Raw genomic sequence first — 20,993 nt, 5'->3', positions numbered from 1 at the left:
TTAGAGATCCCTTACAATATATTAAACATGATAAATGTTAATACGCACATTGACATCGATCAATTGCGTCAGAAAGATTTTCAGTTAAAATTTTCTTCTGAAAATGGAAGAGAAGAAGAAAGAAAAAATATCCTTATCCACTGAAGTTTTAGTCATTGGAGCCGGTCTCGCAGGGATCGTTATCGCTTTGGATCTATTAGATGCCGGAAAGAAAGTGATCTTGGTAGATCGTGATTCTGAGGATCGATTAGGAGGCCTTGCTCGACTTTCTTTCGGCGGTATCTTTATGGTGGATACTCCGATCCAAAGATGGAATGGGATACAAGATAATGTTTCATTGGCTCTTTCTGATTGGAACTCCACCGCTGAATTTTCGAAAGAAGACCGTTTTCCGAAACTTTGGGCTCAAGAATACGTTAACCGATCTTTAGAAGACATTTTCTATTATCTGAAAGGAAAATCAGTAGGCTTCTTCCCGGTTGTTCATTGGGTGGAAAGAGGAATGTTCAAACCTGGGAATAGTGTTCCTAGGTTCCATATGGTTTGGGGAACCGGAGACGGATTAATCTCCGCATTAAAGAAAAACTTATACACTCATAAGAATCTGAATCGACTTCGCTTTTTATTTGGGACCAGGGCTAAAGAGCTGATCCGTTCCGGAAAAAGGATACAAGGTTGTATTGCGGAATCTGAGATAGATGGAATAAGATACGAGATCTTCGCAGAACATACAGTACTCGCAAGCGGCGGAATAGCGGGTGATATGAAGAAGATCAGAAAACATTGGCCTAAGACTCTTGGCAAACCGCCGGAGATCATTCTGAACGGTTCACATAAATATGCGATTGGAGATCTTCATACTGCTTCTGAAAAGATAGGAGCGAATCTAACTCATTTGGATAAGATGTGGAATTATGCTGCCGGTGTTCATCATCCTGATCCTAAATGGGAAGGAGAAGGACTCAGCCTAGTCCCTCCTAAGTCTGCTCTTTGGTTGAATTCGAAAGGTGAAAGAATAGGACCGATTCCTTTGGTTACCGGTTTTGATACTCGCTATCTTGTAGAAAGGATCTGTGCCCAAGAAGAGAAGTTCTCTTGGCAGGTTATGAATTGGAAAATTGCAGTTAAAGAACTTGCTGTTTCCGGTTCAGAGTTTAACGACTCGATACGTAATAAGGACTTTTTAGGATTTTTGAAAACTGTTTTTTTCGGGAATGAATCTTTCGTAAAAAAGATCAGCTCAGAATGTCCCGATTTCGTAGTAGCGGATTCGGTTTCAGAACTTGCAGAAAGAATGAACGAGTTGAATGAAGATCGTTCTATCAATGCGGAAAGATTAGAAAGAACTATCCTTGAGTATGATGAGATGATCGAAAGGGGAGAAACATTCCATAATGACGATCAACTCAGAAGGATCACACAACTTCGCAATTATCGTGGGGATCGTGCTCGAACTTGTAAGTTCCAGAAGATCTTAGATAAAAAAGCAATGCCTCTGATCGCGATACGCGAATTTATACTTACTCGAAAGTCTATGGGAGGGATCCAAACGGATCTAAAATCCAGAGTTTTAGATCCCAGAGGAAATCCAATTGAAGGTCTGTATGCGGTGGGGGAAGCGGCCGGTTTCGGCGGTGGAGGAATCCACGGAAAAGGTGCTTTAGAAGGAACCTTCTTAGGCAGTTGTATACTTACCTCCAGAATTGCAGCGCGTTCCATTATAAAACCATAAATAACAAACAGGAATCATTATGAAAAAGACCGGAGCAGAATTGATCGTATACGCCTTAGAACAGATCGGAGTGAAATTCACTTTCGGAATACCTGGGGTCCATAATACCGAATTGTACGACGAATTGAATATATCTAAGAGTATCACTCCTTATCTTGTAACCCATGAATGTGGAGCGGCGTTTATGGCGGATGCAATCAGTAGGACTTCTGGATCTATTGGTACTTTGGTTATTGTTCCTGCTGCAGGTGCGACTCACGCATTAAGTGGGATCGGAGAAGCATACTTGGATGGAATACCAATGTTGATCATCTCAGGCGGAGTAAGAACGGATACCGGGAAAAAATTCCAATTACACCAAATTGATCAGTCAGGATTTCTGAAAGGCATCACTAAAAAATTCTTTCGAGTAGAAACTCATGAAGACATTATCCCGATTATATTCGAAGCCTATGAGATTGCGACAGAGGATGAGGCCGGACCTGTTTTTATAGAGATCCCGGTAAACATACAATTGTTTTCAGGAAATGTGTCCCATATTCCAAAGTTCACACCAGAAAGGAATGTATGGAAGATCGATGAAGCAGCATTAGAAAATGCTTATGATCTTTTGAAAAACTCCGCACATCCGGGGATTTTTGCAGGTTGGGGAGCTCGAGAAGCGACTAAAGAATTAATCGAACTCGCCGAGCTCATTGGTGCCCCCGTTGCTACTACCTTGCAAGGATTGAGTGTATTTCCCGGGAATCATCCACTTCATACTGGAATGGGATTTGGTCCTTATTCTGTTCCGGCGGGAGAAGCGACTTTTGAGAATTGTGACTGTCTATTAGCTATCGGAACAAGATTCTCCGAGATCCCTACCGGAAGTTTTAGCATGAAAGTGCCTGAAAATTTAATCCATATAGATGTGAATCCGGATGTATTCTCTAAGAATTATCCTGCAAAATTCGAGTTAGAGGGAGACGCAAAACATATATTGGGTGAAATATTAGAGAAATTTAAAAAGGACGGAATTCAGAAAAAAGAATCTGAGAAAATTGAGGATCTAATTCTAAAAAAGAAAAAAGAATACGAAGTCGAGTGGGAAAAACATTCTGTTCCGGATAAAGTAAATCCTTCTATTTTCTTTCGCGAGTTGCGCAAACAGATGAAAGAAGAAGATATCCTGGTCGTGGATGATGGGAATCATACATTCTTAGCTGCTGAACTTTTTCCATCGATCCGTTCTAAAACATTTATTTCACCAAGCGATTTTAATTCTATGGGGTACTGTGTGCCTGCTTCCATCGGAGCCAAGATAGCAAACCCGGATCGTAATGTTGTGGGCATTGTAGGTGACGGTGCATTTTTGATGACAGGATTAGAGTTACTCACCGCTAGTACAAATTCCGTTGGAGTAATCATTTGTGTTTTCTATGATGGGGAGCTAAGCCAGATATCCCAAGGACAACAGATACCTTATTCTCGGAAGACCTGTACCATACTAGGTGAGTTACAATTAGAAGGTATAGCGCGAGGAACAGGTGCAGCATATCTTTCTATTGAATCTAATGAGAACATAGATTCTGCATTAAAGCAGGCATTCCGTATCTCCGCCGAAGGAAGGCCTGTTATTGTGGATATAAAGATAGATTATTCTAAGGCAACCAGATTCACGAAAGGAGTGGTCCAAGCAAATCTAGGAAGATTTCCTTTAGGGGAAAAATTCAGATTTATCGGACGTGCTCTATGGAGAAAATTGACAGGCTGAGATTTTTCTACATGTATTTTGTAGCACTATTATTTCACTTTTTCGCAGCTGCCTTCTGGGTGGGCGGAATGCTCTTCTTTGTGATGATATTTCGACCGGTATATAAGGATAAGGAGTTAACGGACGTTAAAACTCTATTACTTCTTAAGGTTGCTTTGCAGTTCAGGAAAATTTCGTATTATGTGTTTATAATATTATTATGTTCGGGAATTAGTATCGCTTATTTGAAGGGATATTTCGAGGTTTATTCTCAGGTCTCGTATTGGATATCTCCTCATGGGGCAGTCTTTCTTGTTAAGATGATCTTATTCCTTCTTCTTCTTTTAAGTTCCGTTCTTCATGATTTTTTAATTGGGCCGACCGCATTCAAGGATATGCAAAATGGAGTCAAATCGGATAGTCGTAGTAGAAAATATGCGTCTATTTTCGGTAGGATCAATCTTCTGATCTCTTTATTGATCGCAGTATTGGGGCTTGCGTATTCGAGAGGTTTTACTTTTTAGCGGACCTTCTACCTTAAGGAGTATTAGAAAAAGTTTTTTAATTCTTCTTTTTTCAAAACTTCTATCAATCCTCTTTCCGGATTTATGATTCCTTGGTCTTTGAGTTGTTTGAGTGTTCTGGAGAAAGTTTCAGGTCTCAGCGCGAGCATAGAAGCAATCTGCGAATGTGCAAGTGTTGCTTGGTTTTCGGGAAGATAATACAAGAAGTGAGCGACTCTTTGTAAAGAATCCATAGTCATTCCTCGATTGATAGAAAGATTTAATGCTTGGATCTTACTGAACAAAGATTGGATCAGAAGATGATTTAAAGGAATATCCGTTTTTATTCTTTCACGTAATTCTTTAAAAGGAAGAGAAAGAACCGCTCCGTCCGTTACAAATCTGCCTGAGGCGGGGAAAGGTATCCCGTTAATCAGTGCGAGTTCTGCGATCAAAGAAACAGGGTTAAAAAAATTCAAAGTGATCTCGTTAGAACTGGAATCATATTTGAATATTTGAAGTTTACCTTCTATAAGAAGATGTAGACAATCCGTCTCATCTCCTTGATGAAAAAGAAATTCGTCTTTTTTAAGAGTCCGTTTCCTTCCACTTGAAAAGATAGATAACATCTCTTCCTTAGATATCTCATCGAAGATCATTAATCCCATATCTTACTCATTATCATTCGATTCTCTTATATAAGTTTTGACGATCTGAAAACGGTTAAACCTATCTTCAGACCGTATGACAATTATCATCGGAGGCTTTTGAGACGGATTGACCCGGGTCAAGGAGCTTCTTTCCCGAACGTAGTTAGATGAATGAAAGTCCGGACATAGATCTGATCTCAGAAAACTAAAGAGCCGGACGCTCGGGTGTTTATGAAGATAATTAAGAATATCATAAAATTCGGTAAGATCACTCCGGTACTGTTGGGTTTAATCGCTTTCTCTTATTGTGGGAAAGAAAAACCGGCGGAAGCCGAGAGCTCTGTAGGTAGTAAGGGGATCGGTCCGGTCACTTCTGTTACGTTAGGCACATTGGATGAAGGTATGGCCCAAAAAGGGAAACAGAACTTCGAAACAAAATGTAGTGCCTGTCATAAATTCGAAGAGAAGGTCGTAGGGCCTGCATTAAAGGGAGTAACTGAGAGAAGGACTCCGGAGTGGATCATGAATATGATCTTGAATCCTATGGAAATGACTCAAAAGGATCCGATTGCTCAGGAACTTCTCGCGGAACATCTAACTCAGATGACGTTCCAAAACGTTCAAGAATCTGAAGCTAGAGAGATCCTGGAATATCTTAGAAAAATGGATAAGAAATAAGGGAGGAAGAAAATGAAAAAACACAAATTCAGGAATCTTGTGCCTATCGGACTGATGATCCTAATCGGTTTAGGGTACGGGTGTAAAGGTGGGGCTGCAACAGCTGCACTTGCTTCCGATGCGGCGAAGCGTGTGTATGTTGCGCCGGGAGAAAAGGATGAAGTCTACGCCTTCCTCTCAGGAGGGTTCAGCGGGCAAATGTCGGTATATGGAATTCCTTCTACACGTTTATTCAAGATCATTCCGGTCTTCTCGGTTTTTCCGGAGAACGGTTATGGATATGATGAAGAAACTAAGAATATGCTTAGAACTACTAATGGGTATGTTCCTTGGGATGATAGCCATCATATTGAAGCATCCATGACTGATGGAAAACAAGATGGTCGTTGGTTGTTTATGAATGCAAATAACTCGCCTAGACTTGCTCGGATCGATTTGAGATCTTTTGAAACTAAAGAGATCATTGAGATCCCAAATAGTGCGGGTAACCACGCTTCTCCTTTTGCTACGGAAAATACCGAGTATCTGATGGCGGCGACTCGTTTCTCCGTTCCGATACCTCAAGCAAGTGTTCCTATAGAAAATTTCTCTAAAGGAGATTTTAAAGGAACAGTTTCTATGGTGAAGGTAGATCCTAAATCAGGAAGGCTTTCCATTGAATTGCAGATCCTTGTTCCAGGTTTCGATTACGATCTATCGCACTGCGGAAAAGGAAAATCTCACGACTGGTGCTTCTTCACATCTTATAACTCTGAACAAGCATATAAGATGATAGAAGTAGGAGCTTCCAAGAATGATAAGGATTATATCCTAGCGTTCAACTGGGTTCGTGCTAAACAATGCTTGGATCAAGGAAAGGCGTCTAACTTCGGGGGAGAATATTATAGAAATTACCTACCGGAGAACCAGCCTGCCATTTCTGAAAAGTTGAGCGGAGTAAAAATGCTCCAACCTAAGGATTGTCCGGGAGTCATGTATTATATGCCTACTCCTAAGAGTCCTCACGGAACAGACGTGGATCCAACAGGAGAATATATCGTAGGTGGTGGAAAACTTGCTACGGTTATTCCGGTTCACTCCTTTTCAAAACTAATGGATGTCAAAGACAAGCCTGAACATAGATCAGGGATGATCATGGATATTCCGATCTTAAAATACGAATCCACTCTTGCTGGAGAAGTTAAAAAACCTTGTTTAGGTCCTTTGCATACAGAGTTTGATGGGAAGGGATATGCTTATACTTCCTGTTTCGTAAGTTCGGAAGTTGTAAAATGGGAATTGGGAACCTGGGAAGTTGAACAACATCTTCCTGCTTACTATAGTGTAGGTCACCTTTCTATCGTAGGTGGTAGCTCTAAGGATCCGTATGGAAAATATCTGATCGCGCTGAATAAGATCACTAAAGATAGATATCTTCCCGTTGGTATGGAATTACCTCAGAGTGCTCAGCTTTACGATATTTCCGGAGGTAAAGCGGAATTACTTTCCGATTTCCCAACGGTAGGAGAGCCTCACTATTCCCAAATGATCCCTGCAAAACTTCTCATGGATAAGGCTGCTAAAATTTATCCATTAGAAGAAAATAAACATCCGTATGCGATCAAGAATGAGAAGGATGCGAGAGTTGTTCGTGAAGGAAATACTGTCCGTGTTTATATGACACAGATACGTTCTCACTTTAAACCGGACACTATCGAAGTAAGAAGTGGTGATACTGTCTTCTTCCATGTGACTAACTTGGAACAAGACTTTGATATTCCGCACGGTTTCGCAGTGGGCGGGGCACCTGAAATGCCTAACCTTCTGATCATGCCTGGACAGACCAGGACTTTCAAATGGAAAGCACCTAAGCCTGGAATCTATCCGTTCTACTGCACCGATTTCTGCTCGGCTCTTCACCAAGAAATGCAGCAGTACATAAGGGTGCTTCCTTAACGAGGGATCTTATGCAGGAACTTCTCTTAAAGAAGATCTCCAAAATGAACCGGCTCCTAATTTTAGGAGTCGGTCTTTTGCTTCTATCAGTTTATTTTTTGCCGATTTGGCATATCGCTTTAGATGCTCCACAGTATCCTGAAGGTTTGGGAATGAAGATCTGGATCGATAAGATCACAGGATCTTCTACTTACGATCTTCAGAATATTAATCTATTAAATCATTATATAGGAATGCACGAGATCGTTTCGGAATCTGTTCCCGAACTATTGTTTATGCCCTATGTTTTGGGATTTTTGATATTCGGAGCATTCGTAACCTTCCTTCATCCGAAAGTTTATATGGTAATTTTAGGAATTCTGAATATTATAATATTAGGGATCCTCGGAATGTATGATTTTTGGAGATGGGAATATAATTACGGACATAACCTAAATCCAGATGCTCCGATAGTGGTTCCGGGTATGGCATACCAACCTCCACTTTTAGGGTGTAAGGAAATGTTAAATATCACTGCTTGCAGTTTTCCTTCTTGGGGAGGGATTATTCTGTTTGTTTCTCTTGGAATTCTCATTTGGGTGATATGGGACGAGAAAAGGAGGATAGATGTTTCAAGCTAGGGCCGGTTTACCGGTGATCATCTTGCTCTTGGTGGTATCGAATTCGGTTTTCTGTTCCAAAAGAGAACCGATACTTCCTGAATTCGGAAGAGAACTTTGTGCTCATTGTTCAATGGCAATCGTGGATAAACGTTTCCACGCTCAGTTATTAACTGAAAAGGGGAGAAGATACTATTTCGACTCCATAGAATGTTCTCATTCATTTGAGAAGTCCGCAAGGTATTCTTCCGGATCGGTTTGGTTTACCGATTTTGAAAATCCAGATCGAATGATTTCCGAAGAAGGAGCGGTATTGGTCCGTTCTTCGGAACTGCGTTCCCCTATGGGAGAAGGTATTGCCGCTTTCTCCTCTATGGACAGAGCAAAAGAATTTTTGAATACGCATAAAGGCTCTATTTGGAGTCGAAACAATGAAAAAAATCAGTGATTGGGGTCCTGAAACTTTCCAGATTCATTTCGGATATTCGCGATCGATTGCGATATTCGCCTTCTTCTTTTGTTTAACCACTTCCGATATTTTTTCCAAAGAATTAGAAGTATGTAAGGAGAATTGTCGATTCTCTTCCGTTCAAGCAGCAATAGATTCTGCAAACCAAGGAGATATAATCCGGATTAGAAAAGGGATCTATCAGGAAGGTATGATATCCATATCAAAACCTTTGGTTTTAGAAGGTTCTGTCGGCGCGATCTTAGATGGCAAAAAAGAAAAACATGTGCTGGATATTCGATCCAATAATGTAACGATCCGAGGATTTAGAATTATAGGAAGTGGAGTTTCCGATACGTCGGAGTATGCCGGAATACATGCAGAAAAAGTAAAGTCTTGCATAATAGAAAATAATCAGTTTGAGGACAATGCATACGCAATCTATCTCGCAGAAGTAGAAGATTGTAATATACGAGTAAACAATTCTTCAGGAAATGCGGTAAACGAGGTTTCCGGAGGGAATGGGATCCATCTTTGGTCTTCTAAAGGGATCAGGATAGAAGGGAATGAACTAAAAAGGCATAGGGACGGGATCTATCTGGAGTTCTCGAGTAATCTCAAAATAGAGGAGAATTTTTCGCACGATAATATTCGTTACGGAATGCACTTCATGTTTTCTTCGGAGAACGATTTTAGGGGGAACAGATTCGAAAACAACTCGGCTGGAGTTGCGGTGATGTACAGTAAAAATATACTCATCGAAAACAACCGTTTTGAGAATAACTGGGGGGATAGTTCATATGGTCTTTTACTCAAAGAAATTTCGGAAAGTATTCTTACGAAAAATTCATTCGTTCATAATACTGTAGCCGTCTTCGCGGATGGATGTAATCGCAATTATTTTACACACAATATTTTAAGAGATAACGGCTGGGGAGTTCGTATATTAGGAAATAGTGAATCCAATCAGTTTGTTCAAAATGATTTCAAGGAGAACGTATTCGATATTAGTACGAATACGAAACATAGTACAAATTCATTCAAAGAAAATTTTTGGGATACTTACGACGGTTACGATTTGGATCTGGATCGATTCGGGGATATTCCTCATAAACCCGTTCATTTTTTCGGATATTGGGTAGTGGTTTATCCGTTTCTAATGGTTCTTTATAATTCTCCAGTTGTGAACTTTTTACAAGCAATCGAAAAGGCATTTCCGATCGTTACTCCAATCGATCTGGAAGATCCAAAACCAAAGATGAGGAGCCATGTATGATGCAGGTGAAGAACTTAACAGTTCAATATGGAAAATCAATCGCAGTAAAAGGGATCTCTTTCGATGCGGAGGCAGGAAGTATTCTTTCTCTGATCGGTCCTAACGGCTCTGGAAAAAGTTCAGTGCTCAAAAGTATAGTAGGTTTGGTAAAACCTAATAACGGTAGTATAGAATTTAAGGGAGAAGGAGAAGGGTATACTAATTTCAAGATCGGTTATATGCCCCAAGCCCCTTTATTTCCTAAAAATGTAAAGGTATCCGAACTTGTGGATTTTCTGAAAAAACTGGAATCTTCTGATCCGAAAGAATTTCAGGAATTATTCGACCTACTCGGTTTGAAGAATTATGAAAATATAAAATTCGGATCTTTGTCCGGAGGAACGAAACAAAAAGTCAATATACTGCAATGTTTTTCGATCAGAAAGCCCGTATATATAGTGGATGAACCCACTGCGAGTTTAGATCCTTACATTTCGAATCTTTTAAAGGAAATTTTAATTAGAAAAAAGAAAGAAGGAGCCTTGCTTGTATTCTCAACTCATATTCTAAGCGAAGTGGAAGAAATTGCGGATCGTTTTTTGCTAATGTCAGAAGGTTCTTTATTAATCGAGGACTCTCCTGAAAATTTTATAAAGAACAAGGATAAAGGGAATCTCCAGAATACATTAATGGAATTTTGGAATACCAAGTATTCGGAAAGAATATGAATGAATTAATCTTATTCGAACTAAGGGAAAATATCAGAAGCAAATGGATGTTTGTATTTGCCGGTTTTCTTGCAATATCTTCAGGAGCACTCAACTATTTCGGCGATGAAAGTGGAGGAAGATTGGTTGTAAGCCAGATGAATCTAGTCCTATTTGTTGTACCTTTATTTTCTATTACATTTGCAGGTTTAACATTTAACGATTCACTTCCTTTTGCAGAAGTACTTCTTTCTAAATCGTTAACAAGGTCTCAATATTTTTTCGGAAAATACTGCGGAGTAAGTTTATCTCTTTTTTTAAGTTTTCTGGTCGGTCTTGGAATTCCTGGAGTTCCATTTCTTTTTAGTGATCTTAAACTAGCGATCTTATTTGTTGAGCTGATCTTTTTCGGCACTATACTGATCTTAGTATTCGTTTCTTTGGGATTTTTATTGGCTTCTTTTTTTAAAAAGGGAGAATTGATCGTATCGGGAGCCTTGCTCGTCTGGTTATATTTCTTTTTACTTTTTGATTCGTTCGTATTTATGTTGAGTATCTATTTGGGAGATTATCCGGTAGAGATCCCTGCATTACTCGTGATTCTATTTAATCCAGTCGATCTTGTAAGGATCTTAATTATTCTTCAGACAAAGGCTTCCGTGTTGCTTGGATTCTCAGGCGCATTTCTTATTAGAAGTTTGGGAACTTCGGTCGTCATATTATTATCTATTTTGTTCTTGGTGTTTTGGGTTATGATGCCTTTAAGCATTTCTTATAAAAGATTTTTAGTTCGAAATTTCTAAAAAGTTAGAAGGCCCGGAACACGAATTAATTTGGGCCTTCTACACTATGTATTAATTCAGATCATAACGAACAAATACATTGAACATAGTTTGCATTGCGAGTTGGGGGCCGTTTAAATGTTGGTGAAAGGGTTTGCCGACTTCGAAACCGAATCGAATTTTTTCATCTAAAAGGAAATTCATACCTAGTAACGCATCTGTACGATTTCCTCCTTGTCGGTTCGGATCGTTTTGAGGATCCATCTTCGGGTCTAATGAACCGTCCTGTCCTTTAATATTATCCCAATAAACTGCCTGCACTCGAATAGAAACGCTTGTCCAAGAAAATATAGAATAAGCGATCCAGGAATTAAGTTCGTATATATTTCCGAAACGATATTGGTTTTGATTTTTTGAACTGCGAAGATTTGCATTTGCTCCTAATCCCCAAGAAAATCGATCCGATTTTCCTGAGTAAGCAATCCCGGGCAAATAATTGATAGTCCCGGTACCTGGTTGCATATTATACGGAACTTTTTGGTTTCCCATCATCGGCATCCAGTCTCGTTCATCAATGGAGCCGGTTGGAAGAGAAATCCCGAAATTCAGAAAGACTTCATGATCATTCCGTTTTAGGATACGATGTGCTGCAGAAAAAGAAATATCTCCTACACCTCCGGATTTCATCGCAGAAGAATCAAAGTTGCTTGTCTCCATCATCATTTGGTTTTTCATAACCGGAACCATAAACATAATCATCGTATCGTCCGAAACTCCATACATTGCACTTGTCATATACGATTCCATCAGCATAGATTTAGGAACCGACATATAACGGTATCCGTTGACTGAAGTTTGAGGAATGTTTGGACCACCTGTGAGCAAGCTACCGCTAGGCATGGAAACACTTGGATCGAACTGCGGAAACCAAAGTGTTTCATAAGTTCCCGTAGATTTGCTTCCGTTCAGAAGTCCTGCCATTTGCATTCCCATATACCGAAAATCTAAAACCCAGGACCCTTTTTGATGCACATGAGGAAACATCAGGCCTGCGGGAGCGATTTGATCTGCCCTTAATTCATGTTGATGACCTTGTTCTTTTGATTCTTTACGATGGTGAGCGTGAGGATCGACCTCTTCCGGTTTGGGAATATCGATCCCTTCAGAATGGACATTATTAAAAGATAATATAATTAAAAATATTACTATAGAAACGTGATACTTCATGATTACCTCCGAGTATCCGGACCAAAAAAGAGGGCCGCTTAAGCGGCCCCAGTGGAAGCGATCAATCGACTTGGGACAAAATCGAACCGATCGTAAAAGACGTTAGTTTGGCTCCATTCAAGATGAAGCCGATCTTGTTTCCGGAATAGGAAGGTACACTCATCATCTGCATGACTGGGAACATCATCATTGAACTCCGATCTGATTGAGACACTTCAGAACAGGCCTTTGGCCAGGCATTGATCCATTGCTCCGAACTTGCGTATTGAAAATCAATGCAGTATGTGTATTTTGTGTCAGGGGACAACGCTGCAGTTCCTTTGCTTACCACTGCAAAGTCTCCAGACATATTGGAGTAGAATTGTTCCTTGCTGGAATCCGTTAGTCGTAATGCTGGACCGGAGATTGGGGTTCCTGATCCATACACATAAGCAGTCAGGCTTCCGCCGGATTTTAGGGAGAAGGAAACTTCTAAATTTGTTCCTCCGTTTGCACTAGGAAGAACAACATTTCCCAAGCTATAAAATACTGAGTCGGAAGAATTGCCACTCAGTCCTTTTGCTAATTGAGAAGTATTGCCTGTGAATCCTAGGCTTACTAGATCACTAGGAGAACAATTTTGAATATCATATCTTGTGCGCACGGGATGTACGTAGGAGAGAGTATTCGAAATTGGAGTTAAACTTTGGGTGGAACATCCTTCTTTTGCTGCTACTCCGAATACAAGAGTCTGCATAAGTTGTTGTTCTGATGAAGTTCCGTTCGATAGAGATCCCAATTGGGAGCAATCGAAATGAAAGAATGCGAGAATGATCGCGGCTGTTGAAATATGGCGAGATAGCATATTTACTTTCCTTAATATTATGAATATACATTTAAGATTCTTCCAAAACAGAGTAGTCAGATCTTGGAAGACGATTCGATTAAGTTAAGGAAATATGTTTAGGGGGACGTTTTAGTTTTCGGTTATGAGCTTTTGATAATTCCTCGGAATATACATCTTTCATTTTAAATGTAGATCCGAGACTAGGAATAATATAGATATGAGGAACGGTTATATAATAAGAGAAGATCCTGATTTGTGAGAAGATCCGGTCGGAATTTTCCTTTTTACATCCGCATTCATGAACAGTTGATTCAGGATCGGAATGACAGTTAGGACGATCTTGTTTTTCAGATCCGGAAGATTTAGACGGATCTATCTTACTACGGAAAAAATCATCTTCCTTGTTGGGGTGAGTCTCTCTACTCGAATTATGATTACAATGGCAGATTGAATTCCCTAAAAATAATTTTTCGAATACGCTTCCTTCCGCAGGGACAAGTAGGCGTGGAAAAAAGAGCAGAGTTAAAAAATAAGCAGTAATCGTTTTCATCTCGAAAGACTCTAACGAATTAAGTTTAACCCCTGATGAGTTGAAAATGCATTGATGGCGATCAATCTGAGAGACTGAAACAATTTTCTATAATATTGATTTATCTCAAGATTTGGAATTTAGTTTAAGAAGAATAGTTTTCTTAAAATTTTTCAGTATTTTTCCGAATGGTAAAAAGTAAATTTTCAATATATTACGGAAATTGGAATCTTCTTCTTCCTCTAAACCGAAAACTGTACGTTCTGCTTCTCCTTCCTCCGGAATATAAAGACTTCCGAAAAGAATATCCCAAAAAGCAAAGGACACCCCTATGTTTTTGTTCTGAAGGTTGATATCCGTGCTATGATGGATTTGATGTTGAGCTGGGCTTAAAAGTATCCTACTCAACCATCTGGGAAATCGAAGACCAATATGAGAATGTCTTAAATTGGCATACAGATTGAATACGAAAATCCCCGCATTCACTCCTAGGAAGGACAACATATTGATCCCATTTGGAAATAAAAAAACGGCGATCCCGGTCACGATGCCAGAACAAACAGCTCCTAAGGAATTCACTAAGATAGCTTCTACGGGATGTACTCTATATACCGTAAGAGGATTTAACACCTTTGCAGAATGATGTAATTTATGGAACTCCCAGAGAAATGTTTTATGAAGAAGCCAATGAGCAAAAAATCTGCCGAAGTCGTTTGCTAACCAGAATAAGATGGAATAAAGTAAAATGAAGAATGTTTGAGAGGAGAAGGAATAACCTGCCTCTCCGAATATTTTGAATAATGATCCGCTGACTAAAGCGGATACACTTGCACCTGATATAACGAAGTAACTGAAGAATAGCGCGAATAGGAATGTGTTTATTAAGTAATATTTATAATCCAATAGAGCGGACTCATGCAGCCAAATTTTTTTAGATAAATTTTCTCGCAGATACTCCTTGGATCGAAATCCTTTTTCTTTCCAAACTCTCCAGAGAATTAATAGAAGAGTGATCAATATCGAACTTAGAATATAGAACCAATATATCTTTACGGAAGGCAAAAATATAATTCTTATAGGACTAAGAAGGGAGCGTAAAATTTCAATGAAATACGACTGCATAGAACCTGATTAGAATCATTCTAGTCGGAAAGAAGTCCGGTCAAACTGAAATTTGGAACTAAGATCTGAGAAATCTCAAGGATTGGAAAATGCTCGGGGACTAATTAGGATTTTAGAATATTGGATCGCAAAGATCAAAAATGCACTTATCCAGAATATTGCGGAAAATAGATACGCTTCTCTATATTTGTTCAGTAAAGGAAGAAACACCCTAACTATCACGGCTAAGTTTATTAGGATATAACCGAAGATGATCGATTTTGAAGCCCTAATAGGTCTACCTGTATGACCAAGAGAGACTCTTGTGATCATACCATACACGAAAACTCCTATTCCTCCTACGGTGAATATATGAAAGGCGGAAGAAGAAGGAAAAAAACCTAGATGCGAAAGTCCATACGCTAAAAATCCAGAGCATAACCAGAAATATCCTAAATGTAAGATCCAAAGGATAGGCACATTTTTGGCCTTCCAAGGTTCCCAGAAAAGCCAACGAGAATAGTTCAACATTCCAAAAGCGAGGCAATATAATCCTGCAAATGGAATTATATTAGAAAACCAGAAAGTAATGGTTTCTATTCCTAAAAATACAAATCCCCCATATCTAATTAAATTTTCCAATTTCAGAAATCGTTTTGGATTTGAGCCAGGAATAGCTGCCGAGGAGAAGAATGGCATTATCCTTCCGCCTATCAAGATCACAAACTGAAGTATAACAAAAAGAGAAAGATGAATGAAATGTAAACTCCATCCTTCCGGCAAAATATTAAGAAATGAAAATGCGGTCAGTACATGAAGTAAAAACAATAGGAAGTAGGTGATCACAACAACGCGGTTATGTTCCTGGCCTTTTGCGAATAAAGGAGGAGCAAGATAGAAAAGGACCAGTAGATCACAATAGAGATCTGCAGTAAGTGCAATATAGGAAAGATACGGATTGGATAAGAATCCGAATCTACCTAGAAACCAAAGACCAAATAAAAGTGCTAAATAACCTTCTTTTGCGAGAACTTTTTTTGTCCAATTCTGGCCCGCTGTAAAAAGAAATCCTATGATTGCTCCTCTTCCAAAGCCAAAAACCATTTCATAAGAATGGATCTGAATTCCTCCAGTTAGAAATGGTGAAGGAATAATTGAAAATAGAATTAAGATCCAAACTAGAACTGCGAATATAGCGTGGAATGAACTAGCTAAAAAAAATGGACGAAAAGCAACAGACCAGATTGCAGAACGAAAATCCAGAAATGATTTCATCCTTTCTATTATAAGAAATGATTCTTCTTTTGTCTTTGATCTGGATCAAAAACGAGTCTGCAAACTTTTTTTCTTGATCTTCCTCATTTCGTGAGGAGAATCGTTCTCCTTGCTTCTTCAAGGTAAGAAAGACCGGCAATAATCTTATATGGATTTTGAAACTAGAGGCATTGTATATCTATGGAATGGTCGTGTGATGTTTGCAACGAATTCAATGCAGACAGATTTCCATTCACATTACGCGGCTACCTTGGCCATTTCCCTAAAAGAAAATATACATATCGAAACTGAAAAAGGAAAAGAAGAATATCGTGTGGCCTTAGTAGGGCCGAACACATATCATAAAACTGTTTCTCCCGGAGTGGAGATGATTGCTTTGCTTATAGATCCGGAAACCTACGAATATTCATCCATCTCGGAGTTTGCAAAAGTGGGAGAAGTGAAGAAGTTGGACATTTCTTCCTTCTTACCTTTGATCGAAAGATTATGGGAATTATATTACGGAAAATTAAATGATGAAGAGGCTTGGGAATTACATTTAGATCTGCTTAGATCCATTTATCCTTTCCAAAAATTGGAAAAGGTAATGGATCAAAGGATTATTCAGATCGCAAATATGATCCGTAAGGAAATGCCTGATAGTATCCGAATGAAAGAGATAGGTAAAAATTTTTCCGTCTCAGAAGACAGGCTGATCCGTCTTTTTAAAGAAAATCTTGGGATCCCGATGCGTAGATATTTATTATGGGTTCGGATCTTAGAAGCTGCAAAACTTTTAAAAGAAGGGAAAAGTCTTACGGAAGCAGCTCATTCTGCCGGCTTCTCCGATTCTGCTCATTTTACTCGAACCTTTAAGGAAAATTTCGGATTTGTGCCTTCTCTATTTTTCGGGCATCTAAAAGCGATTGAGGTTCGGTTTTGTGAATCAGGCGATCTGATCTAATTAAAATTTTACTCATACCGGAATCATTCAAGCAGAACCTTTTAATTTCTGTTACTCTTCTTCTATCCCAGCTTAGAGAACCTATATGCCGATAGAAAGACGAAGAGGATTATTATCCAAGATCTCCTCCAAAATTTCCAGATACACTTCCAAATCCATACATACTCCTACCCAAGAAGAAAAAGAAGGATTTCTAAAAGCACAAAGATTGGCTTATCAATGTGTTACCGAGACGGAAAAGGAAATGAAAGAAGGTTGGACCGAGCTACAAGCAGTGAAACGAATGGAGACATTCTTAAAAGATCATGGAGTCAAAGTATTCCTTCATCGTCCTTTCGCTTGGTTTGGAGAACATGCAAGATTTGACGGTTACAAAAGATTCACTCAATTCCATCCGAGCAAAAGAAGATTACAAGCGAACGAATCTTTCATCTTAGATGTTTCCCCTGTCGTGAATGGATACATCGGTGATATCGGATATTCTTCTTCTTTGGACAAAAATCCTGAGTTGGATAATGGAATGAGATATCTATTAAAACTCAGGGAGGAACTTCCTAAATTATTTTCTTCTTCAATGAGTTCTTCAGAGATCTGGCATAAGATAGACCAAGATTCTAAACAAAGCGGATTCGATAATGTTCACTCTTTGTATCCATTTGCGGTTCTTGGTCATAGAGTTTATAAAGTTCATTTGCCTAATATTTCTTTTCCAATATTGCCTGTAAGTTTTGCAAGTTGGTTTAGTTTACAAGGATCTTTCGAGTTCCTAAGCCATAAGGTGCTTCCTGAACTTCTTACTCCGGATCATGAAGGGGAGAAGACGGGGCTCTGGGCAATAGAACCCCATTTAGGTAGAGGCAAAACAGGTTTTAAATTCGAAGAGATACTTGTGGTTGAAAAAGATAAAGCATATTGGTTGGATGAAGAAGTTCCGCATGTAAAAAAATATGGAAAATTATTGGAAGAAGTATGAAATTAAATCATAAAATTATAATATTTATCATTACCATCTCTGTAGGTAATTGCAGCCCATCCGGAATTAAAATAGGCGAACCCTATAAATTAGGAGATATCCCTTCTTCCATTTTTGAAGTCCAAGATAAACAAGATCCATTCTTAAACGGATTAAAAGTGGAAATGGCCGATCTACCTGGTCATGATGATCTAATTTTCGATAGAGCTAAGGGATTCGGATATGCCTCCGGGATGGATGGATGGATCTGGAGGTTGAATTTTGAAACAGGAAAGGCGGAACAATGGGTAAAACCGCCGGTCAATCCTGCCGGAATGCAATATTCGAATAAGACCAAGAATAAAATTTTAGTATGTGCTTCCAGGCTCGGAGGAGAAAGTTACGAAGAAAAAAATAGAGTCGGGCTTTACGAGTTAGATATTGAAACTAAAAAGATAGATCCAATCATTTTAGATCTTCCTAAATTAGAAAAAGAAGAATTCGAGAAAGTATATTCTTTTTCCAAAATGCCTACTTTGCCAATCCGGGATCTAAATTCTTCCAATTCAAGACCATTCTCTTTATGCAATGATCTTGCAGTGTCCAAAGATGGGAACCGTATCTATATCACTGAACCTTTTGAAAGAATGGATGCAGCTATGGGAAGTGGCGCAGTTCCGGAAGCAATCGGTCTTTATCCTCATGGAAAACTTTGGATGCTGGACCGAAATAAAAATACGATCTCACTTGCAGTAAACGGATTTACTTTTGTGGACGGAATACTTCTCGAGAAAGGTGCTGATGGAAAAGAAGAATCAGTAATATTTACTGAAACTACTAAGTTTAGGATTATCAGAGCTTTTTTATCCGGAAAGGATCAGGGACGTTCGGAAGTATTATTCGAAAATCTTCCTGGTCTTGCAGATGGATTGGAAAGAGATGCTTATGGGAGGATCTGGACTGGGATTATCAAAAAAAGATCAGGCCTTGTCAACTTTGTACATAAGAATCCTTGGCTTAAGAAAGTGATCCTATCATTGCCTCAAAAAATCTTGCCTATCTCTCATAATACCGGAATACTTGTGATTGATCCGAGTGGCAAAAAACCACTCTACTATTCTATGCATGACGGTTCTAAGATTAAGGATATCTCTGTTTCAGTTCCATTTGAGGACAGAATATATTTTCCTTCTTTCGATAAAACTTCGAGAGGGCTTTATTCTTTGCCTGTATCTTCTTTGAAAATTAAAGAATAAGATTTTCGCGATTCCTTGGAATAAATTGTATTATATTTATATAATACAATTCAAAACATCGGAGGAATGGTGATTAAAATATTTCCCGCCTGCGTTCCGGTTGGCATATCCGCCCCGGAGCTGGAGGTAACATTATGGCTCAGGGAACAAACTTGGGTCACTCCTCCTCCGTCCCCGAGTCCCACTAAATCCATAGAAATAGAATATTGGTCTCCTGAAGTAAACGAAACAGTAGAGGGTAGACCGCCCGAGCCGTTGAGAGAACCTATATAGCCGGAACATCCGCTGACCTGTAGATCGAAAGTAAACTCGTCCAGATACCAGGAATCAGGTATATTACGGACCCTTGCTAAGTAAGAGCCTGTACTTGGATCGGAGGGAGTTGGGGCAACAAGCGTTAAACTGTTTGGGGAGATTTCTATATAAGGTTTTCCGAAATGATTAGCGATCCCTAGAAGGAGTAATAGGGAACTAACGTCTTGTTTCTTGGGGGAATCTAAATCCTGCATGAGTATAAGAACGGTTCCACAATTGAATTGCTCCAAAATACAAAATATAATTAAATAATAAAAATAGGAGCGCGACATCCGGGATTTTTCCATCTAACCCGAGTATTACGAAAATTTCAATGAACTTCTACTGCGAGTAGAGTGACATCATCTTGAAAACCTCTCGGACCTACAAAAATTTGTAGTTCCGAGATCAGATCTTCCGCTACTTCCTGGATGCCTGTATTTCTGCTCAAAATAGACAAGACTCGGTTCTCTCCGAATTCCTTCTTCTCCTGGTCGAATTCTTCGAATATACCGTCCGAAAAGAAAAAGATCCTATTTCCAGGAAGAAGAGGTACGGTTACATTTTTATAAGTGGCTTCTTTTTTAAGGCCAATGATTGGTCCTCTTGAATACAGATAGTCCGCACCTTCTTTCTTTTGTTTTAAAACTTGAGGAGGGTGCCCTGCGGAAGAATAATACAGAACATTATTATTCAAATCTATATCGGCTAAAACGGCTGAGAATATGATATTGATACTTTTGTATTTCTGACAACAAGCTGCATTTAATAATTCTAATATACGAGAAGGTTGTTCTTTGACGAACTTAATACTTTCAAATTCCGCTTTGATAGTCATCGTAAGAAGTGCAGCCTGCACTCCATGCCCTGTGGCATCTACTAAGAATAAGCGGAAATAACCGGGTTCCAATTCGAAAATATCGTAGTAATCTCCTCCTATCTCGGACATAGGAAGATAGTAAGGATGAATGGAGACATTCTTGCCGTTTAAGTTGAGGATCGGTAATGTCTTTTGTTGTAACTTTTTAGCGAGAGAAAGGTCTCCTCTTAAAAGTTTTAATGACTCATTTAGATTTTCTGTCCTCTCGACTACGATCTGCTCCAGATTTACATTTAGTTTTTTAAGTTCTTCTCCCAAATCTTCTGCAAGTACGAATCCTTTTGAGAATCGGGAGGCAAGTAAAACGCATTGAGAAAGAACCAACGCTAAAACTCCATATGGTACCATATAGAAAGAATCTATGAACTTATTTAGATACAGGACATCATTTGCAACAGTGATTAAATTTACGACTAGGCTAAAAAAACAAATTCTGGCTCCTTCTATCCTTTTTATGGACATGAATGCCAATCTGAAAAATAAATACGTCAAAATCCCTAACATCATTATTTCTAAAGAATTAATGAAGAAGGACATAGTGTATAATTTTGTGGGAAAGAATGCGGCGGAGAAAACCAAAAGAAGACTTAAGTAAAATATAATATTAAATACTTTGTCCTTCTTGAATTTTTCCTTAAATATGGATTGGACATATAGGATTGTTCCCGGCAAAAGTAGGAATAAAAATA

The 20,993-nt window shown here is 39.0% G+C and carries 21 protein-coding genes; 13 read left to right on the top strand and 8 right to left on the bottom strand.

The genetic code is table 11. The features are described from left to right. The first annotated feature begins 103 nt into the window (after window positions 1-103). Genes EHO65_RS00105 through EHO65_RS00095 form a run of 3 tightly spaced genes read left to right on the top strand, consistent with a single transcriptional unit; the run spans window position 104 to window position 3,988 of the window. On the top strand, window positions 104-1,732 hold the full coding sequence (locus tag EHO65_RS00105) for an FAD-binding dehydrogenase (protein WP_135772207.1): 1,629 nt from the start codon (window positions 104-106) through the stop codon (window positions 1,730-1,732). Window positions 1,733-1,751: 19 nt separating this feature from the next. After that, a complete protein-coding gene (locus tag EHO65_RS00100) occupies window positions 1,752-3,485 on the top strand; it encodes a thiamine pyrophosphate-binding protein (RefSeq protein WP_135772205.1) in 1,734 nt (577 codons plus the stop codon). Then, the gene (locus tag EHO65_RS00095) at window positions 3,464-3,988 is read left to right on the top strand and encodes a copper resistance protein CopD (protein WP_244243383.1); all 525 of its coding nucleotides are present in this window, start codon (window positions 3,464-3,466) and stop codon (window positions 3,986-3,988) included. The genes EHO65_RS00100 and EHO65_RS00095 overlap by 22 nt, the downstream gene beginning before the upstream one ends. Window positions 3,989-4,011: 23 nt before the next feature. On the opposite strand, the gene EHO65_RS00090 is transcribed toward EHO65_RS00095, so the two are convergent. Beyond that, the gene (locus tag EHO65_RS00090; protein ID WP_135772203.1) at window positions 4,012-4,635 is read right to left on the bottom strand and encodes a Crp/Fnr family transcriptional regulator; all 624 of its coding nucleotides are present in this window, start codon (window positions 4,633-4,635) and stop codon (window positions 4,012-4,014) included. 213 nt (window positions 4,636-4,848) lie between these two features. Here EHO65_RS00090 and EHO65_RS00085 point away from each other — a divergent pair, with 213 nt between their 5' ends. The 7 genes from EHO65_RS00085 to EHO65_RS00055 are packed head-to-tail and all read left to right on the top strand — an operon-like array spanning window position 4,849 to window position 11,042. After that, window positions 4,849-5,295, top strand: coding sequence for a c-type cytochrome (locus tag EHO65_RS00085; RefSeq protein ID WP_135772201.1), 447 nt, complete (start codon window positions 4,849-4,851; stop codon window positions 5,293-5,295). Window positions 5,296-5,349: 54 nt separating this feature from the next. Then, window positions 5,350-7,230: a Sec-dependent nitrous-oxide reductase gene (gene nosZ, locus EHO65_RS00080; protein WP_244243395.1), complete on the top strand. Its 1,881-nt coding sequence runs from the start codon at window positions 5,350-5,352 to the stop codon at window positions 7,228-7,230. Between the two features lie 11 nt (window positions 7,231-7,241). Next, a complete protein-coding gene (locus tag EHO65_RS00075) occupies window positions 7,242-7,850 on the top strand; it encodes a hypothetical protein (protein WP_135772197.1) in 609 nt (202 codons plus the stop codon). Next, window positions 7,837-8,277 carry a nitrous oxide reductase accessory protein NosL gene (locus tag EHO65_RS00070; RefSeq protein WP_135772196.1) on the top strand — a complete coding sequence of 147 codons (441 nt, stop codon included), beginning with the start codon at window positions 7,837-7,839 and terminating at the stop codon, window positions 8,275-8,277. Before EHO65_RS00075 ends, EHO65_RS00070 begins: the two co-directional genes overlap by 14 nt. Next, a complete protein-coding gene (locus tag EHO65_RS00065; RefSeq protein WP_135772195.1) occupies window positions 8,261-9,553 on the top strand; it encodes a nitrous oxide reductase family maturation protein NosD in 1,293 nt (430 codons plus the stop codon). The genes EHO65_RS00070 and EHO65_RS00065 overlap by 17 nt, the downstream gene beginning before the upstream one ends. After that, on the top strand, window positions 9,550-10,260 hold the full coding sequence (locus tag EHO65_RS00060) for an ABC transporter ATP-binding protein (protein WP_135772193.1): 711 nt from the start codon (window positions 9,550-9,552) through the stop codon (window positions 10,258-10,260). Before EHO65_RS00065 ends, EHO65_RS00060 begins: the two co-directional genes overlap by 4 nt. Further along, window positions 10,257-11,042 (top strand): ABC transporter permease, encoded by a 786-nt coding sequence (locus EHO65_RS00055; RefSeq protein ID WP_135772191.1) that lies wholly within the window; start codon window positions 10,257-10,259, stop codon window positions 11,040-11,042. The genes EHO65_RS00060 and EHO65_RS00055 overlap by 4 nt, the downstream gene beginning before the upstream one ends. A 51-nt stretch (window positions 11,043-11,093) precedes the next feature. On the opposite strand, the gene EHO65_RS00050 is transcribed toward EHO65_RS00055, so the two are convergent. From EHO65_RS00050 to EHO65_RS00030, 5 genes are all read right to left on the bottom strand, one after another. Continuing rightward, on the bottom strand, window positions 11,094-12,248 hold the full coding sequence (locus EHO65_RS00050; RefSeq protein WP_135772190.1) for a transporter: 1,155 nt from the start codon (window positions 12,246-12,248) through the stop codon (window positions 11,094-11,096). A gap of 61 nt (window positions 12,249-12,309) precedes the next feature. Continuing rightward, on the bottom strand, window positions 12,310-13,092 hold the full coding sequence (locus EHO65_RS00045; RefSeq protein ID WP_135772188.1) for a hypothetical protein: 783 nt from the start codon (window positions 13,090-13,092) through the stop codon (window positions 12,310-12,312). A gap of 79 nt (window positions 13,093-13,171) precedes the next feature. Then, window positions 13,172-13,624 (bottom strand): LIC_11090 family protein, encoded by a 453-nt coding sequence (locus EHO65_RS00040; protein ID WP_135772186.1) that lies wholly within the window; start codon window positions 13,622-13,624, stop codon window positions 13,172-13,174. Between the two features lie 105 nt (window positions 13,625-13,729). Further along, on the bottom strand, window positions 13,730-14,725 hold the full coding sequence (locus EHO65_RS00035) for a sterol desaturase family protein (protein WP_135772184.1): 996 nt from the start codon (window positions 14,723-14,725) through the stop codon (window positions 13,730-13,732). A 75-nt stretch (window positions 14,726-14,800) separates the two neighbouring features. After that, a complete protein-coding gene (locus EHO65_RS00030; protein WP_135772183.1) occupies window positions 14,801-15,979 on the bottom strand; it encodes an NnrS family protein in 1,179 nt (392 codons plus the stop codon). A gap of 196 nt (window positions 15,980-16,175) precedes the next feature. Between EHO65_RS00030 and EHO65_RS00025 the strand changes: the two genes are divergently transcribed. From EHO65_RS00025 to EHO65_RS00015, 3 genes are all read left to right on the top strand, one after another. Continuing rightward, window positions 16,176-16,922, top strand: coding sequence for a helix-turn-helix transcriptional regulator (locus tag EHO65_RS00025; RefSeq protein WP_135772464.1), 747 nt, complete (start codon window positions 16,176-16,178; stop codon window positions 16,920-16,922). 85 nt (window positions 16,923-17,007) lie between these two features. Beyond that, window positions 17,008-17,895 (top strand): M24 family metallopeptidase, encoded by an 888-nt coding sequence (locus tag EHO65_RS00020; RefSeq protein WP_135772181.1) that lies wholly within the window; start codon window positions 17,008-17,010, stop codon window positions 17,893-17,895. Then, window positions 17,892-19,130: an SMP-30/gluconolactonase/LRE family protein gene (locus tag EHO65_RS00015; protein ID WP_135772179.1), complete on the top strand. Its 1,239-nt coding sequence runs from the start codon at window positions 17,892-17,894 to the stop codon at window positions 19,128-19,130. Before EHO65_RS00020 ends, EHO65_RS00015 begins: the two co-directional genes overlap by 4 nt. Window positions 19,131-19,180: 50 nt before the next feature. Here EHO65_RS00015 and EHO65_RS00010 read toward each other — a convergent pair whose 3' ends face one another. After that, window positions 19,181-19,639, bottom strand: coding sequence for a hypothetical protein (locus EHO65_RS00010; RefSeq protein WP_135772177.1), 459 nt, complete (start codon window positions 19,637-19,639; stop codon window positions 19,181-19,183). Between the two features lie 116 nt (window positions 19,640-19,755). Next, window positions 19,756-20,993 (bottom strand): PP2C family protein-serine/threonine phosphatase (locus EHO65_RS00005; RefSeq protein WP_167481989.1); only part of this gene is annotated, 1,238 nt, incomplete at its 5' end.

The organism is Leptospira andrefontaineae (genome assembly GCF_004770105.1).
In the GTDB taxonomy this organism is placed as follows: domain Bacteria; phylum Spirochaetota; class Leptospiria; order Leptospirales; family Leptospiraceae; genus Leptospira_B; species Leptospira_B andrefontaineae.
The sequence above is the reverse complement of the archived record's forward strand: the minus strand, read 5'-3'. Positions and strand labels throughout refer to the sequence as shown.